Annotated in this window: 12 protein-coding genes; 1 reads left to right on the top strand and 11 read right to left on the bottom strand. The window is 61.2% G+C overall.

Features of this window, described 5'->3' with window-relative positions; translation table 11 throughout:
• Positions 1-120: 120 nt before the first annotated feature.
• The 8 genes from dbpA to betI form a co-directional block, all read right to left on the bottom strand.
• On the bottom strand, positions 121-1,458 hold the full coding sequence (dbpA, locus tag GIW28_RS12170) for an ATP-dependent RNA helicase DbpA (RefSeq protein ID WP_232626477.1): 1,338 nt from the start codon (positions 1,456-1,458) through the stop codon (positions 121-123).
• A 130-nt stretch (positions 1,459-1,588) separates the two neighbouring features.
• Positions 1,589-3,016 (bottom strand): multidrug transporter subunit MdtD, encoded by a 1,428-nt coding sequence (gene mdtD, locus GIW28_RS12165; RefSeq protein ID WP_017139382.1) that lies wholly within the window; start codon positions 3,014-3,016, stop codon positions 1,589-1,591.
• Positions 3,017-3,051: 35 nt separating this feature from the next.
• Positions 3,052-3,942 (bottom strand): alpha/beta fold hydrolase, encoded by an 891-nt coding sequence (locus GIW28_RS12160; protein WP_017139381.1) that lies wholly within the window; start codon positions 3,940-3,942, stop codon positions 3,052-3,054.
• Positions 3,943-4,273: 331 nt separating this feature from the next.
• The gene (locus GIW28_RS12155) at positions 4,274-5,590 is read right to left on the bottom strand and encodes a TldD/PmbA family protein (RefSeq protein ID WP_236447276.1); all 1,317 of its coding nucleotides are present in this window, start codon (positions 5,588-5,590) and stop codon (positions 4,274-4,276) included.
• Positions 5,590-7,032, bottom strand: a complete 1,443-nt coding sequence (locus GIW28_RS12150; RefSeq protein WP_017139379.1) for a TldD/PmbA family protein — start codon at positions 7,030-7,032, stop codon at positions 5,590-5,592. Before GIW28_RS12150 ends, GIW28_RS12155 begins: the two co-directional genes overlap by 1 nt.
• 165 nt (positions 7,033-7,197) lie before the next feature.
• The gene (gene betA / locus GIW28_RS12145) at positions 7,198-8,901 is read right to left on the bottom strand and encodes a choline dehydrogenase (protein WP_017139378.1); all 1,704 of its coding nucleotides are present in this window, start codon (positions 8,899-8,901) and stop codon (positions 7,198-7,200) included.
• Positions 8,902-9,093: 192 nt separating this feature from the next.
• Positions 9,094-10,566 (bottom strand): betaine-aldehyde dehydrogenase, encoded by a 1,473-nt coding sequence (gene betB / locus GIW28_RS12140; RefSeq protein WP_017139377.1) that lies wholly within the window; start codon positions 10,564-10,566, stop codon positions 9,094-9,096.
• A gap of 109 nt (positions 10,567-10,675) precedes the next feature.
• Positions 10,676-11,269, bottom strand: coding sequence for a transcriptional regulator BetI (gene betI / locus GIW28_RS12135; RefSeq protein WP_010207128.1), 594 nt, complete (start codon positions 11,267-11,269; stop codon positions 10,676-10,678).
• 391 nt (positions 11,270-11,660) lie between these two features.
• Between betI and GIW28_RS12130 the strand changes: the two genes are divergently transcribed.
• Positions 11,661-13,595: a BCCT family transporter gene (locus GIW28_RS12130; RefSeq protein ID WP_236447278.1), complete on the top strand. Its 1,935-nt coding sequence runs from the start codon at positions 11,661-11,663 to the stop codon at positions 13,593-13,595.
• 168 nt (positions 13,596-13,763) lie between these two features.
• Here the strand turns inward: GIW28_RS12130 and choV are convergent, their stop codons facing one another.
• The 3 genes from choV to GIW28_RS12115 all read right to left on the bottom strand — a co-directional run bounded on the left by choV (position 13,764) and on the right by GIW28_RS12115 (position 16,798).
• Positions 13,764-14,942: a choline ABC transporter ATP-binding protein gene (gene choV, locus GIW28_RS12125; protein ID WP_017139375.1), complete on the bottom strand. Its 1,179-nt coding sequence runs from the start codon at positions 14,940-14,942 to the stop codon at positions 13,764-13,766.
• Positions 14,939-15,784: a choline ABC transporter permease subunit gene (gene choW, locus GIW28_RS12120; RefSeq protein WP_017139374.1), complete on the bottom strand. Its 846-nt coding sequence runs from the start codon at positions 15,782-15,784 to the stop codon at positions 14,939-14,941. The genes choV and choW overlap by 4 nt, the downstream gene beginning before the upstream one ends.
• A 66-nt stretch (positions 15,785-15,850) precedes the next feature.
• A complete protein-coding gene (locus GIW28_RS12115; RefSeq protein WP_099550374.1) occupies positions 15,851-16,798 on the bottom strand; it encodes a choline ABC transporter substrate-binding protein in 948 nt (315 codons plus the stop codon).
• Positions 16,799-16,835: the final 37 nt, after the last annotated feature.

Raw genomic sequence — 16,835 nt, 5'->3', positions numbered from 1 at the left:
TCATCAGATCAGATCGTTCCCACGCTCTGCGTGGGAACGCATCCCGTGACGCTCTGCGTCACAAAGCGGACGCAGAGCGTCCATGGCGGCATTCCCACGCGGAGCGTGGGAACGATCAGGTCAGAGGATCCGCACGCGCAACGAGCGGCCTTTGATCTTGCCGTCATTCAAACGCTGCAACGCCTGCTTGGCGATCCCGCGCTCAACAGCCACGAACGCCTGGAAATCAAAGATCGCGATCTTGCCGACCTGGGCACCCGGAATCCCGGCGTCACCGGTCAGTGCGCCAAGGATGTCGCCCGGGCGCACCTTGTCTTTACGGCCGGCGGCGATGCACAACGTGCTCATCTGCGGCAGCAACGGGCCACCGCTTTGCGGCTTGAGGTTGTCCAGTTGGTCCCAGTTCAGCGGCGACTTTTGCAGTTGCTCAATGGCTTGGGCACGGTGGGCTTCGGACGGCGCCACCAGGCTGATCGCAATACCGGTCTCACCGGCGCGGCCGGTACGGCCTACGCGGTGGATGTGGATTTCCGAGTCGCGGGCCAGTTCGACGTTGATCACCATGTCCAGGGAGTCAATGTCCAGGCCACGGGCGGCGACGTCGGTCGCCACCAGCACTGAAGTGCTGCGGTTGGCGAACATCGCCAGTACCTGGTCACGGTCGCGCTGTTCCAGGTCGCCATGCAGGCCGACGGCGGAGATGCCTTTGGCGGTCAGGTGATCCACAGTTTCCTGCACTTGCTGCTTGGTAAAGCAGAACGCCACGCACGACGCCGGGCGGAAGTGCGCCAGTACCTTGGTCACCGCGTCCATGCGCTCTTCCGGCGAGATCTCGTAGAAACGCTGCTCGATCTGGTCGTCGGAGTGGAAGGCTTCGGCCTTCACCTGCTGCGGCGCACGCATGAATTTGGAGGCCAGCTGCTTGATGCTCACCGGGTAGGTGGCCGAGAACAGCAGGGTTTGGCGGCGTGGCGGGGTCTTGCTGATGATGTCTTCGATGGCGTCGTAGAAGCCCATGTCGAGCATGCGGTCGGCTTCGTCGAGGATCAGCGTGTTCAAGCCGTCCAGCACCAGCGAACCTTTGCGCAGGTGCTGCTGGATACGGCCCGGTGTGCCGACGATGACGTGGGCGCCGTGTTCCAGCGAGGCGATCTGCGGGCCGAGGGACACGCCGCCGCACAGGGTCAGTACCTTGATGTTGTCTTCGGCACGCGCCAGGCGACGGATTTCCTTGGCGACCTGGTCGGCCAGCTCACGCGTCGGGCACATCACCAGTGCCTGGCAGCCGAAGTAACGCGGGTTGATCGGGTTCAACAGGCCGATGCCGAAGGCGGCGGTCTTGCCGCTGCCGGTCTTGGCTTGGGCGATCAGGTCCAGCCCCTTGAGGATCACCGGCAAGCTTTGCGCCTGGATCTGCGTCATCTCGACGTAACCCAGCGAGTCGAGGTTAGCCAGCATGGCGGCGGACAGGGGCAAAGTATTAAAAGCGGTGGCGATGGTAGTCACGGGACTGGCTCTGCAAAACAAAATGTCGCGCAGTGTACCAGCCCTGTGGGATTTTCCCTGCAAGTTCTAGACGAGAAGCCTGTTAATGCTCAAGGTCGTGCTCGCGGCTGACCACCCGTTTGCCGTCTTTTGGCGACAGTTGCAGGAAGATCGCCGCCGCCAGCATGGCCATGATGCCCACGGTGAGGAAGGTCAGTTGGAACGCGCCCAGCACGCTTTCCACGCCGTCATTGCCCGCTTCGGCAGTAAAGCCGCCGAGCAGGGCACCGGCACAGGCTACGCCCAGGCTCAAGGACAATTGCGCCACCACCGAGAGCAAACTGTTGCCGCTGCTGGCCTGGGCGTCGTCGAGGTCGATCAGGGTGACGGTGTTCATCGCGGTAAATTGCAGCGAGTTGATTGCGCCCAGCACCGCCAGCATGCACAGCAGCAGCGGGTAGGGCGTGTGTTCGCTGACCAGGCCCATGCTGGCCAGCATGATGCCCAGCGCCAGGGTGTTGCCGGTGAGCACAATGCGATAGCCCAGCCGCTCGATCAGTGGCCGGGCGATGGACTTGGCAAACATCGCCGCCGCCGCCAGGGGCAACATGCTCATACCGGCTTCGGAGGGCGAGTAACCCAGTGCCACCTGCAGCAGCAACGGCACCAGAAACGGCAGTGCGCCGCTGCCCAGCCGGGCGAACAGGTTGCCGAGGATGCCCACGGCAAAGGTGCGGGTCTTGAACAGTACCGGCGAGAACAGTGGGTTGTCGATATGCCCGGCACGCAGCCAGTACGCGGCCAGGCAGGCGAGCCCGCCGAACAGCAGCAACATCACCCGCAGGTGCGGCAGGTGCAGTTCGCCCAGGCCTTCCATGGCGATGGTAATCAGCACCATCGCCGCGCCAAACAGTACAAACCCTACACTGTCAAAGCGCGTGCGTTCGCTGCCGCGCAAGTCGGGGATGAGTTTCCACACGGCGTAGCAACCGACCATGCCCACAGGCAGGTTGATCAGGAAGATCCAGTGCCAGGTCAGGTATTGCACCATCCAGCCGCCCATGGTCGGGCCGAGCAAGGGGCCGAGCAGGCCGGGAATGGTGATGAAGCCCATGATACGTACGAGTTCGGAGCGCGGATAAGCACGCAAGACCACCAGCCGCCCGACCGGCAGCATCAGCGCGCCGCCCAAACCCTGGATGACCCGCGCGCCCACCAGCATGGTCAAGGTGCTCGACAAGGCGCACAGCAAGGAGCCAATGCTGAACAGCATGATCGCGCCGAAGAAGATTTTTTTGGTACCGAAGCGGTCGGCCACCCAGCCCGAAGCCGGGATCAGCAAGGCGACGGTGAGCATGTAGGCGATCACCACCCCTTGCATGCGCAGCGGGTTTTCCGCCAAGTCCCGCGCCATGGCCGGCAGGGCGGTGTTGAGAATCGTCCCGTCCAGCGACTGCATGAAGAAGGCAATCGCTACCACCCAGGGTAGCCAGCGGGCGGTCTTGGCATCGAGAGGGGCGCGATTCGGCATGTGAACCCTTTTATTAGCAGGCTATGTGTTGGCGATTATGCGCCATCCGTCGCCCCTTTTCCCACTGGCGGTTCGTCTAATTCCGACAGTGTTGCGTGCTCTCCCACCAGGAAATCCAACAGCGCACGGTGCACCGACATGGCCGCTTCGCGCGACTCCAGGTCGAGCAGATGGCCGGTGTGTTCGGCGACCGCAAAGCTGCTGCGGCCGACATAGCGCTTGAACAACTGGGCCTCGGCCGCCGGCGTGTATTCATCCAGTGCGCCGTTGAGGAAGTGCACCGGGGTTTCGATCCGGGTCAGCGCCGGCAGGTAATTACCATCGCCCAAGGCCAGCACCTGATGGATATGGAAACGCGCCTGGCGGTACTCGGTGGTGGCCATGCTCGACAGGTGCCGATGGTTGTTGCGCTTGAGGCGCGGCGACAGGTATTTGCCGACGGTCTCATTGAGCAAGTGGCCGACGGCGGATTTGTCATCGGCTTCGATCAACACGCGCACGCGCTCCACGTAGTCGAGCATCGCCTGGTTGAGGTTGGGCGCCAGGGCCATCACCACCGAGCTTTCGATGGAGGGCGGGTTGTGGGCCAGGGTCAGCAAGGTGGAGATACCGCCCCAGGAGGCCGACACCAGATGGTTGACCTCGAAGCGCTCCACCAGCGCGCGCAGGATTTGCACCTCGTCGTCCTTGGTCACAAGCTCGAGGTCGGTGTTGTGCTCGCGCGAATAGCCGGAGAACGGCAGGTCGAACAGCAGCACATTGAAATGCTCCGCCAGGCATTTGCTGGTTCGCGCGAAAGAGCGTGTGGTGGACAGCGCGCCGTTGACCATCAAGACCGTCTTTTTTTCCGAATCGTTTCCTAGCTGCTCAACATGAACGTTGTAGTGCTTGAACAGCTTCTCTATGACAAAACTTCCATGGTTCATGTCAACGCTCCAGCTTGCCCTTCCCGGGCAAGGTCATGCTCTCGTGGGGTGGGTGGCGGGATGCCACTAACCGTTATAACGAGGTTTTTTGCGGGCGACAACAGGCCGCCCGGGGAGAAGTGTTAGATGGGATTTTGCGGTAGGAAGGGATGAAACGAGGTGTCTGAAATCAATACAAGCCTATGTGGGAACTGGCTTGTCTGGTAGCTGGCCTATGTGGGAGCTGGCTTGCCTGCGATGGCATCACTGCGGTGTGACTGACACACCGAGGTGACTGCATCGCAGGCAAGCCAGCTCCCACACAAGCCAGCTCCCACAGGGGCAATTGTATTTACAGCGTTAGCGTCAGGCGCTTGACCAGCGCCCCCGGCAGCAGGTTGGAGGAGGTATTGCGCTGGCTGTACGTACTCGCCGACAGCAGCAGTTCCCGTTCCGAGGTCAGCGCTTCAAGCTGCGAACCGAGCAGGCTGTAGACACTGTCATCAAACCGCATGGTGCTCACCGGCGCCTTGATCTCACCGTCTTCGACCCAGAACGTCGCAAAGCGCGTCATGCCGGTCAGGCGTGCCGCCGGCAAGTCCGAGTAGTTCAGATACCACAGGTTGCTGATGTACAAGCCAGTGCCCAATTGCTTGAGGATATCGGCCTGGGGCAGGTTACCTGCGGCCATCTGCAAGGCGCTGGGCGACTCGTCGCTGCTGGCGCCGTTGGTGCTCAGGCCATATTCGGCAGCACTGCGCGAGTTGATCAACTGGCCCTCGGCTTTACCGGCGTTGATCAGCGTGACGTCGCCGCGTGGGTAACCTTCGGTGGAAAACGCTTGGCTCAACGAGCCGCTGATCTGCTCATCGACCTTCACCAGTGGGCTCAGCGACTGCTCACCCGTGTAGAGCTTTTGCAAGCAACTGCCTTTGCTGGCGATGGCCTGGGCGGAAAACCCGCCCCACGTGACAATGCTGAAGATTTCTTCCAGCGCCGCCGGGGCCAGGTAGGCGCGGTACTGGCCGGGAGGCAGCTTGTGCAACGGGCGGCCGAGGAATTCCAGCTGCTCACGCGCCCGCTGGAAACGCTCAGTGAACTCGGCGCTGTCCCAGGTGTGCCCGGCGTAGCTGGCTTTCACCGCTTCGCCGTTGGCGTGGAACAGGCTGAAATCGAAGTTGAAGCTATTGGCCTGATGCCAGCCGAACGCGCCGTCGGAACTGGCAAAGCCACGGCTGATGGGGCCGGCAGCGTAGAAGCCCACCAGGTCCACACCTTCGGCGGCCTGGCTGATATCTGCCAGCACCTGGGCCAGTTCCGGCAGCGGTCGCAGTTGTTCGTTGTGGTTTTGCCAGGCGTTGTGGTTCAGCAGCAGGTAAGGATCCTGCGGCAACAATGGCAGGGTTTCGCGCAGTTGTTGCAGGCCGTCGGCCAGGCGCTGGCGATCCAGCGCCGGCTCACCGGCAAGGGTGATACCGAGGTCGGCGTGACGGCCATCGTTGATCAGCTTGAGGTTGAGGCTGGCCTGTTGCACCTGGCCCGCTTGACGCACCTTGGCGTGGTTGAAGCGCACGAACTCGGACGACTCGTCAGCGTAGCCCAGGTGAAACTGTTCCTTGTCGGTGACGGCTTGCTTGAGCCAACCCACCAGTGCCTTGAAGTTATTCATCAGGCATCTCCCCCGAACACGTCGATATCACTGAACACACACGCCGGTGAAGCGTGGCCCACGCGGATCACCTGGTTGGGTTCGCCTTTGCCGCAATTGGGCGTGCCTAACACCTGGAAGGTGCTGGCGTCGCCGACGGCGCTGAGGTTGCGCCAGAACTGCGCGGAGATGGCGCGGTAGTTGGGGTTTTTGACCACGCCCTTGAGTTCGCCGTTTTCGATCAGCTGGCCCCACTCGCAACCGAACTGGAATTTATTGCGTGCGTCATCGATGGACCAGGAGCGGTTGGTGCTCATCAGAATGCCGTGCTCGATGCCGCTGACCAGCTCAGCCTGGGTCTTGTCGCCGGCCTCGATATTGAGGTTGGCCATTCGGTCGATGGGCGGCCGATTCCAGCCGCACGCGCGGCTGTTGGCCACGCCTGGCAGGTTCGCGCGAAATTGCGACAGCGCGCCACCCAAGGGCTTGAGCAGCAGGCCATCGCGTATCAGGAACTGCTTGCTGGCGGCCGTGCCGTCGTCGTCATGCCCATAGCTGGCGAGCTGTTCGGGGATGTCCGGGTCGAAGGTCACGTTGAGCAAGGGCGAGCCGTATTGCAGGTGGCCGAAGTCGCTGGCCTTCACAAAACTGGTGCCGGCGTAGTTACGCTCATCGCCCAGGATGCGGTCCAGTTCCAGCGGGTGGCCGATGGACTCGTGGATCTGCAGGATCATCTGGTCGGGCATCAGCAGCAGGTCACGCGGGCCGTGGGGCGTGTTCGGCGCGAGCAGCAGTTGCAGGGCTTCATCGGCGACTGTGCGGGCGGCGCCGGCCAGGCCGAAGCGGCGAATCACGTTCGCACTGCCTTGCTGGCCGAAGTTGGTGCCGCCCAGGGTGCGGGTCTGGCTGTCGTTGCCGTCGAAGGCGGTGACGCTCAGGCCCGGAAAGACGAAACGCTGAGCCTGGCGCAGCTCGGCACCGGCGCTGTTGAGGTAGATCTGTTCAACCCGCGTGGTGCCCAGGCTGACTTCCCAACTGACCAGGCGCTCATCCTTGGGCACGCTGGCGGATTCATCGCCGAGCAGTTGGTAGCAGTCGCTCAGGGATGGGAAGGGCTGGTCGAGGTCGGGCGACAGGTAGTCGGCCACGTCACTGGAGACCTGTTGTGTGTGCAAGTCGAGCAGGGCATGGGGCGAAATCTGCCGGGCTTGCTGTTCGGCGCGCTCAAGGGCTGCTTGCAGGCCGGCGAGGGAAATGTCGTTGGTTGCTGCATAAGCTTCCACGCCGTTGAGGCGCACGGTGAGCATGGCGCCCTCGTCGTGGCTAAGGTGTGGCGGCTCGGCGACGTTCTTGCGTACCGACAGGTACTGGCCGGATTCGCGCACATAACGCAACGAGAAGAATTCGGCGCGGGTGCGCAGGGCACTGAAGTGTTGTTTGAGGGTGGGGTGGGCGTCGAACATCGGGACCTCCTTGAGGGCAGCGCAGTCCCAGAGGCTAGCATAGGTGATCGTTCCCACGCTCTGCGTGGGAATGCCGCCTTGGACGCTCTGCGTCCGCTTTTGAAGGTCGTGACGCAGAGCGTCACAGGATGCATTCCCACGCAGAGCGTGGGAACGATCAACGGGTTACTGCGCAGTAGGGCCGACTTCACGCATCGGCTTGCCACGCACCGGCGCATCGCCTGCGACGTAGTAGTCGGCAGTGCTGCGCGGCAGTGGCTTGCGGCCACGGATCTTGTCGGCGATTTTCTCGGCGATCATGATCGTCGGCGCGTTGAGGTTGCCGGTGGTGATGATCGGCATGATCGACGCATCCACAACACGCAGCCCCTGCATGCCATGCACGCGGCCTTCGGCATCCACTACAGCCATCTCGTCGGTGCCCATTTTGCACGAGCAGGACGGGTGGAACGCAGTTTCGGCGTGCTCGCGGATGAACTTGTCCAACTGCTCATCGGTTTGCACGTCAATGCCCGGGCTGATTTCACGGCCACGGTATTGATCCAGCGCCGGCTGCTGCATGATTTCGCGGGTCAGGCGGATGCCGTCACGGAATTCCTGCCAGTCCTGCTCGGTGGCCATGTAGTTGAAGAGGATGCTCGGATAGTCCCGTGGGTTCTTCGACTTCAATTGCACGCGGCCCCGGCTCGGCGAACGCATGGAACCCATGTGCGCCTGGAAACCGTGCTCTTTCACACCGTTGCTGCCGTTGTAGTTAATCGCGACCGGCAGGAAGTGGTACTGGATGTTCGGCCAATCGAAGTCTTCACGGGTACGGATAAAACCGCCCGCTTCGAACTGGTTGCTGGCGCCGATGCCGGTGCCGTTGAACAGCCATTCGGCACCAATGGCCGGCTGGTTGTACCAGAGCAGCGATGGGTACAGCGACACTGGCTGAGTGCAGGCGTATTGCAGGTACAGCTCAAGGTGGTCCTGCAGGTTTTCGCCGACGCCGGGCAGGTCGTGGACCACCGGGATGTCGAGGCTTTCCAGCAGTTTGGCCGGGCCCACACCGGAGCGTTGCAGCAGTTGCGGCGAAGCGATTGCACCGCTGCACACCAGTACTTCTTTACGCGCACGGGCTTCAACACGTTCTTCAGCCGCGCCGATCAGGTAACGCACGCCCACGGCACGCTTGCCTTCAAACAACACTTTGTCGGTGAGGGCGTGGGTGACGATGGTCAGCGTCGAGCGCTTCTTGGCCGTGTCCAGGTAACCGCGTGCGGTGCTGGCGCGACGGCCTTTAGGCGTGACGGTACGGTCCATCGGGCCGAAGCCTTCTTGCTGGTAGCCGTTCAGGTCGTCGGTACGCGGGTAACCGGCCTGTACGCCGGCTTCAACCATCGCGTGGAACAGCGGGTTGTTGCCGGCTTTAGGCGTGGTCACGCTGACCGGGCCGTCGCCACCGTGGTAGTCGTTGGGGCCGATGTCGCGGGTTTCGGCTTTACGGAAGTACGGCAGGCAGTCGAGGTAGGTCCAGTTTTCCAGACCTGGCAGTTTTGCCCAGTTGTCGTAGTCCATGGCGTTGCCACGGATGTAGCACATGCCGTTGATCAGCGAAGAACCACCCAGGCCTTTGCCGCGACCGCATTCCATCCGGCGGCCGTCCATGTGTGGCTCAGGGTCGGTTTCGTAGGCCCAGTTGTAGCGACGGCCTTGCAGCGGGAACGCCAGCGCGGCAGGCATTTGGGTACGGAAGTCAAAACGGTAGTCCGGGCCGCCGGCTTCCAGCAGCAGGACGGTGACGCCTTCGTCTTCGGTCAGACGGGTCGCCAGGGTGTTACCGGCGGAGCCGGCACCCACAATGATGTAATCGTATTCTTGGGACATAAATGCACCCTCATATAAGTGGTTCAAGCTGCTTTTGTGGCGAGGGAGCTTGCTCCCGCTCGACTGCGCAGCAGTCGCAAAACCAGCGAACGAGTTCGGTCTGGAGAACTGCGGGGCCTGGGATGGGGCTGCTGCGCAGCCCAACGGGAGCAAGCTCCCTCGCCACAAAGGCGACTCCCAGGCGCCTGTGGTTTAGAACACCGAGGCGTAGTCGCCCAGCTCAACCTGTACCGATTTGATGCGGGTGAAGTTGTTCAGCGAGCTGATACCGTTCTCACGGCCAACGCCCGACTGCTTGTAGCCGCCAACCGGCATCTTGGCGTCGGATTCGCCCCAGGCGTTGATCCAGCAGATACCCGCTTCCAGCTGATGAATCACGCGGTGGGCGCGGTTCAGGTCCTTGGTCACCAAACCTGCGGCCAGGCCGAAATCGGTGTCGTTGGCGCGGCGGATCACTTCTTCTTCGGTCTCGTAAGTGAGGATGCTCATTACTGGGCCGAAGATTTCTTCACGGACGATGGTCATTTCGTCGGTGCAGTCGGTGAACACAGTCGGGGCCACATAGGCGCCTTTGGCGAATTCGCCGTCGGTCAGGCGGTCGCCGCCGCACAGTACGCGGGCGCCTTCTTCCTTGCCTTTGGCGATGTAGCCGAGCACGCTTTCCATGTGGGCGAAGCTGACCAGCGGGCCGAAGTTGGTGTTTTCGTCTTGTGGGTTGCCAACACGAATGCGCGCAACACGCTCAACGATCTTGGCTTCGAACGCCGCTTGCAGGTGTTTCGGCACGAACACGCGAGTGCCGTTGGTGCAGACCTGGCCGGAGCTGTAGAAGTTGGCCATCATGGCGATGTCGGCGGCGCGATCCAGGTCGGCATCTTCGAACACGATCAGCGGCGACTTGCCGCCCAGTTCCATGGTCACTTCTTTGAGCGAGGAGCTCGAAGCGCTGGCCATAACCTTCTTGCCGGTGTCGGTGCCGCCGGTGAACGAGACTTTCTCGATACGCGGGTGTTCGGTCAGCCAGGTGCCGACTTCACGGCCGCTGCCGGTCAGCACGTTGAACACACCGGCTGGAACGCCAGCTTCGGTGTAGATCTCGGCCAGTTTCAGGGTGGTCAGCGAAGTGACTTCGCTTGGCTTGAAGATCATCGCGTTACCCGCCGCCAGGGCCGGTGCGGATTTCCACAGGGCGATCTGGATCGGGTAGTTCCACGCGCCGATACCGGCTACTACGCCCAGCGGCTCGCGGCGGGTGTAGACGAACGAAGTGTCGCGCAACGGGATCTGCTCGCCTTCGATGGCTGGCACCAGGCCTGCGTAGTATTCCAGCACGTCTGCGCCGGTGACGATGTCGACGTATTGGGTTTCGGAGAAGGCTTTACCGGTGTCCAGGGTTTCCAGGGCGGCCAGCTCATCGTTGCGCTCGCGCAGGATGTCGACGGCACGGCGCAGGATGCGCGAACGCTCCATGGCGGTCATGGCGGCCCAGATTTTCTGGCCTTTTTCAGCGCTGACCACGGCACGTTCCACATCTTCCTTGGTGGCGCGTTGCACTTGGGCGAGAACTTCACCGTTAGCCGGGTTGATGGCTTCGAAGGTGGCATCGCTGCCAGCGTCGCTGTAGCCGCCGTCAATGTAGAGTTTTTGCAGTTCGAAACGGGCCATAAAGTCCTCGCAAGTGCATAAGTGGTTGGCGTTACCCGCCGAAAGTGGGCCATGGGGTTGTGGCAACACTGAGCGGCAGACGTTCAGGGGTTGAGCGTTTATGTGTGCTCTAACTCACCTGCTTGGCCAATTGGAAATCCATGTATTCGTAAGCGATCCGTTGCGCCTGCTCCGTGTCGAAAGCGTCTCCCGACAGGGCGCCGCGCAACCACAAACCGTCGATCAGGGCCGCCAGGCCTCTGGCTGCTTTGCGTGCGTGCGGCAGCGGTAGCACTCGGCGGAACTGGCAGCACAGGTTGGAATACAGACGTTGATCGTTGATCCGCTGCAACCTGTGCAATGACGGGTGGTGCATGCTGGTGGCCCAGAAGGCCAGCCAGGTTTTCATTGCCGGTCCGTTGACCTGGCTGGCGTCGAAGTTGCCCTCGATGATCACCCGAAGGTGCGCCCGTGGGCTGTCGTCCTTCAGCGCAAGCCTGCGTTCGTGGACGTTCTCGATCAGCACATTCATCAAGTACCGCATCGTTGCGGCGATCAGGCCGTTCTTGTCCTGAAAGTAGTGACTGATGATGCCGTTCGAGACGCCGGCCAAACGGGCGATCAGCGCAATGCTGGCATCTCCCATTCCAACCTGATCGATGGCCGTCAAGGTGGCTTCGATCAACTGCTGGCGGCGTATGGGTTGCATACCGACCTTGGGCATGTAGCACCTCTCCTTAGGCCTGCCGTTGGGCGTTAAACGTCCGTCGGCTTGATGGCCAGTCTATTTTGTTTTGATTGAACGTTCAATCAACAAAGAATAAGATCTGCGACAAATGGTCGCTGCCTACAGATTTTTCCTACCTGTGAGCAACGTCCTCTGACACCTGCAAAAACCCTTGAAACAGGCCGTATCAGGGCCTGGCCACTGCCTAGGCGGGGCTCAAGAATTTTCGGGGTGTCTTTATAACACCCGTCCGTCGACTGCCGAAAAATCGATGTCCCGGGATAACCGTTGCCTTGTGTTTCTCTCTCGCACTGCCCGGAGCATCTGCGCCATGAGTTCTGCCTCTCTTATAAAGACCCCGCCGGAAAAGGTCAGGGTCAACGGTTGGGTGTTTTACACCTCCACCGCGCTCATTCTGTTGTTGACCGCCATTCTGATCATCGCCCCGCAGGAGGCCGGGCGCATGCTCGGCGTAGCCCAGGCGTGGCTGTCGAAAAGCTTCGGCTGGTACTACATGGTGGTCATCGCGGCCTACCTGGTGTTTGTGGTCGGCCTGGCGTTTTCGTCCTACGGTAAATTGAAACTGGGCAGCAAGGACGACACCCCGGACTTCAGCTACGGCGCCTGGGCCGGCATGTTGTTCTCGTCGGGCATCGGCATCTCGCTGCTGTATTTCGGGGCTTCCGAGCCGTTGGATCACTACTTCAACCCGCCCGAAGGCGCCGCCGCCAGCAATGGCGCAGCCCGCCAGGCGTTGCAGTTGACGTTCCTGCACTGGGGCCTGCACGGCTGGGCGATTTATGCGCTGGTCGGCCTGGCCGTGGCGTACTTCGCGTACCGTCATAACCAGCCGTTGGCCTTGCGTTCGGCGCTGTACCCGCTGGTGGGCGAGCGTTGGGTCAAAGGCGCGGCCGGCCACGCGGTGGACGGCTTCGGCATGTTCGTGACCCTGCTGGGCCTGGTGACGAACCTGGGGATTGGTTCGATGCAAGTGTCGTCGGGGCTTGAAAACCTGTTCGGCATGCAGCACAGCAACACCAACCTGCTGATCGTGATCATTGTGATGAGCACCGTGGCGACCATCGCTGCCGTGTCGGGTGTGGAAAACGGCATTCGCCGCCTGTCCAACCTCAACATTGTGCTGTTCAGCGGCTTGCTGATCTTTGTGCTGTTGTTTGGCCCGACCTTGCACCTGCTCAATGGCCTGGTGCAGAACACCGGTGACTACCTCAACGGTATCGTGCTGAAAACCTTCGACCTGTATGTGTACGAAGGCGACGCCGACAAGACTGAACGCTGGATGGGCCTGTGGACCCTGTTCTACTGGGCCTGGTGGATTTCCTGGGCGCCATTTGTAGGCATGTTCATCGCGCGTATCTCCCGTGGTCGCACGGTGCGTGAACTGGTGGCCGGCGTGCTGCTGATCCCGCTGGGCTTCACCCTGGCGTGGTTGTCGATCTTCGGTAACTCGGCGCTGGACCTGGTGTTGAACCACGGTGCGGTGGAGTTGGGCAAGACGGCGCTGGAGCAACCGTCGATGGCCATCTACCAACTGCTTGAGCATTACCCGGCGTCGAAAATCGTGATCGGCGTGTCGATCTTCGTGGGCTTTGTGCTGTTCCTGACCCCGGCGGATTCCGGCGCGGTGATGATGGCCAACCTTTCGTGCAAGGGCGGCAATGTGGATGAAGATGCGCCGCACTGGCTGCGGATCTTCTGGTCGGCGGTGATCACCCTGGTGACCATCGGCCTGCTGTTTGCGGGTAACTTCGAAGCCATGCAAACCATGGTGGTGCTGGCGGGGCTGCCGTTCTCGGTGGTGCTGATTCTGTTTATGTTCGGTTTGCACAAGGCGATGCGCCAGGATGTGGCCATCGAACAGGAGCAAGCGCAGTTGGCCGAACGTGGTCGTCGTGGTTTCAGCGAACGTTTGACCGCCTTGGACCTGCAACCGAGCCAGGGCACGGTACAGCGCTTTATGGACAAACACGTTACGCCTGCGTTGGAAGAAGCGGCGAGTGTGCTGCGTGACCAAGGGCTGGAAGTGCAGACGCTGCTGGGTAAATCCAAGCGCTGCATCGGTGTGCGTATCGAGATGGAAGAGGGCAACCCGTTTGTCTATGAAGTGAGCCTGGATGCTTACTCCTCGGCACCGAGCGACCTGCCCGAAGAAGAGCGCACCCGTTACTACCGGGCCGAGGTCTACCTGCACAACGGACCTCAGGAATATGACCTGATGGGCTTCGCCCAGGAACAGATCACCCGGGACGTGCTCGATCAGTTTGAAAGCCATCGGCAGCTCCTTGGCCGTGTCTATAGCTGATGGTTGAGCCGAGCGGCGCCGTCACTGGCGCCGCTGTTCCAGGCTTGGAATGAGGTCAAATGTGGGAGCTGGCTTGCCTGCGATAGCTGTGGTGAATTCACTAAAGCTATCGCAGGCAAGCCAGCTCCCACATTGACCCAGTTTCTTCAGTTGGTTTTGCGGTGCCGACTAGCCCAGGTTCTTGCCCAGCAGGGCATGGTACAGCTCGCTATCCCCCAGAATCCCCACCACCTGGTTGTTGTTATGCAACACCAGCTTGTTCCCCGTGTGATACCGGATCTGCAACGCATCGCGCATGCCGATATTGGAATCCACCAGCGTCGGTACCCGGCCCAAACCTTCCACCGGTTGCCCCGGCGCCCAGTTCTGCAGGTTCAACGGCGTGCCGTTCTGGCGTGCGCCCTTGATCACATTGCCTTCGGCCAGGTCCAGCCACGAATCGCCGCCCGGGTCCAGGCTGATGGAGCCGTTGACGTGGGTGCAGTTCTCTACGGTACGCATCAGGCTGCGCCCGCACAGCACGTTCAGCGGGTTGGTATGGGCGACGAAGGTGCGCACATAGTCGTCCGCCGGGTTCAGCACAATCTCTTCCGGCACGCTGTACTGGATGATCTTGCCGTCTTTCATGATCGCGATGCGGCTGCCGAGTTTCAGCGCCTCATCCAGGTCGTGGCTCACGAACACGATGGTCTTGCTCAGCTTGCGTTGCAGTTCCAGCAGTTCATCTTGCAGGCCTTGGCGGATCAGCGGGTCGAGGGCCGAGAAGGGTTCGTCCATCAGCAGGATATCGGCATCCATCGCCAAGGCGCGGGCCAGGCCGACGCGCTGCTGCATGCCACCGGACAGCTCGTCGGGCTTCTTGTTACGCCACTGGGCCAGGCCCACCAGTTCAAGTTTTTCATCCACCAGCGCGCGCCGTTCTTTCTCCGGGCGGCCCTGCATCTCGAGGCCAAAGCTGATGTTCTCGCGCACCGTCAGCCACGGCATCAGCGCGAACTTCTGGAACACCATGGCGATGCGCTTGGTGCGCATCATTTTCAGCTCGGCGGGCGTGCAGGACGCAATGTCGATCTGGCGGCCTTCGTGCTCCACAAACAGCTGGCCGCGGCTTACGGTGTTGAGGCCGTTGATGCAGCGCAGCAGGCTCGACTTGCCGGAGCCGGACAGGCCCATCAGCACGCAGATCTCGCCCTTCTCAATGTCCAGGCTGGCTTTTTCAACGCCGACGATCTGCCCGGTCTTTTTCAGAATCTCGTTACGGCTCATGCCCTGGTCCAGCAGCTTGAGCGCTTCGCGTGGGTCTTTGGAGAAGATCACGTCGACATTGTCGAATCGGATAATGCTCATGCATCACCCCCTACTTTGGCGTCGGGTTGTTTGCAGATGCGGTCGAGCATGATGGCCAGCAATACGATTGCCAGGCCGGCTTCAAAGCCCAGGGCAATGTCGGCGGTGTTGAGTGCGTTGACCACCGGCTTGCCGAGGCCGTCGGCGCCCACCAGGGCCGCGATCACCACCATCGACAACGACAGCATGATGCATTGGGTAATACCGGCGGCAATGCTCGGCATGGCGTGGGGCAGTTCAATGCGTGAGAGCAACTGACGGCGCGAGCAGCCAAAGGCCTTGCCGGCGTCCATCAACTCTTGCGGTACATCGCGGATACCCAGGTAGGTCAGGCGGATAGGCGCGGCAATCGCGAACACCACCGTGGAGATCAAGCCAGGCACCACACCCAGCCCGAAGAGGGTCAGGGTAGGGATGAGGTAGACGAAGGTCGGTACGGTCTGCATCAGATCGAGCACCGGCCGCATCATGGTGTAGAACAGCGGTTTGTGTGCGGCAACAATGCCCAGCGGCACACCGATGACCACGCAGACCAGGGTGGCGAACAACACCTGCGCGAGGGTTTCCATGGTTTCCTGCCAGTACCCCAGGTTGAGGATCAGCAGGAAGGAGGCGATGACAAAAACGGTCAGGCCCCATTTACGTTGAATAAAGTGAGCCAGCAGCGCAATCAGACCGATCAATGCCAGCGGATTGAACCAGGTCAGCGCGAACGTCACGCCGTGGATCATCGTTTCCAGGGTCGATGCGATGGCGTCGAAGTAGTTGGCACCATGTTTGGTCAACCATTCGACGAAGGCAGCGATGTACTGGCCTAGTGGGATTTTCTGTTCAGTCAGCATGGTAGTGAATGTCCACATGCGAAGGGGAAAACATCCCGGGGCAGCGCACCGCCCCGGGGTCAGCACTTACTTGGCGAGGTATTCCTTGACGGCCTCCAGACCGGGTTTGCCATCAACCGTGGTCACACCGGCGAGCCAGGTGTCGAGCACTTGCGGGTTCTTCTTCAGCCAGGCTTTGGCTGCGGCGTCGGGCTTCATCTTGTCGTCGAGGACGTTACCCATCAGGGTGCTTTCCATGTTCAAGGTGAACGACAGGTTTTTCAGCAACTGGCCGACGTTGCTGCATTCCTGGGTGTAGCCCTTGCGAACGTTGGTGTAGATGGTGGCCTGGCCGTAGTTGGGGCCGAACGAGTCGTCTCCGCCGGTCAGGTACTTCATCTTGAAGCGGGTGTTCATCGGGTGCGGTTCCCAGCCCAGGAACACGATGGCCTGGTCACGCTTGGAGGCGCGTTCCACCTGCGAGAGCATCCCGGCTTCGCTGGACTCAACCACTTTGAAACCCGCGGTTTTCAGGCCGAAGGCGTCTTTGTCGATGAGGGTCTGGATAGTGCGGTTGCCGTCGTTACCCGGCTCGATGCCGTAGATCTTGCCGCCCAGCTCATCCTTGAATTTGGCGATGTCGGCGAAGTCTTTGAGGCCCTTGTTGTACAGCGCCTCCGGGACCGCCAGGGTGTACTTGGCGTTTTCCAGGTTGGCGCGCACGGTTTCCACGGTGCCGGCATCACGGTATTGCTTGATGTCGTTTTCCATGGTCGGCATCCAGTTGCCGAGGAAGATGTCCATGTTCTTGCCGTCGGCCAGGGACTTGTAGGTCACCGGTACCGAAATCATCGTGGTGCGCGGTTTATAGCCAAGGCCCTTGAGGACTTCGCTGGTGGTCGCGGTGGTGACAGTGATGTCGGTCCAGCCGACATCGGAGAAGTTAACGGTCTTGCACTGTTCCGGTTCTGCAGCGTGTGCCAGGACTGGCAGACTCAGCATGGCGGCCAACAACAACGAGGGTGAACCTTTCATCGGGGTAGACTCCTGTGTCTTTTCTGGCGGCATTCGC

Origin of the sequence: Pseudomonas sp. PA-5-4B (genome assembly GCF_021606215.1) — a bacterium.
Taxonomy (GTDB): Bacteria; Pseudomonadota; Gammaproteobacteria; order Pseudomonadales; family Pseudomonadaceae; genus Aquipseudomonas; species Aquipseudomonas edaphica.
The sequence above is the reverse complement of the archived record's forward strand: the minus strand, read 5'-3'. Positions and strand labels throughout refer to the sequence as shown.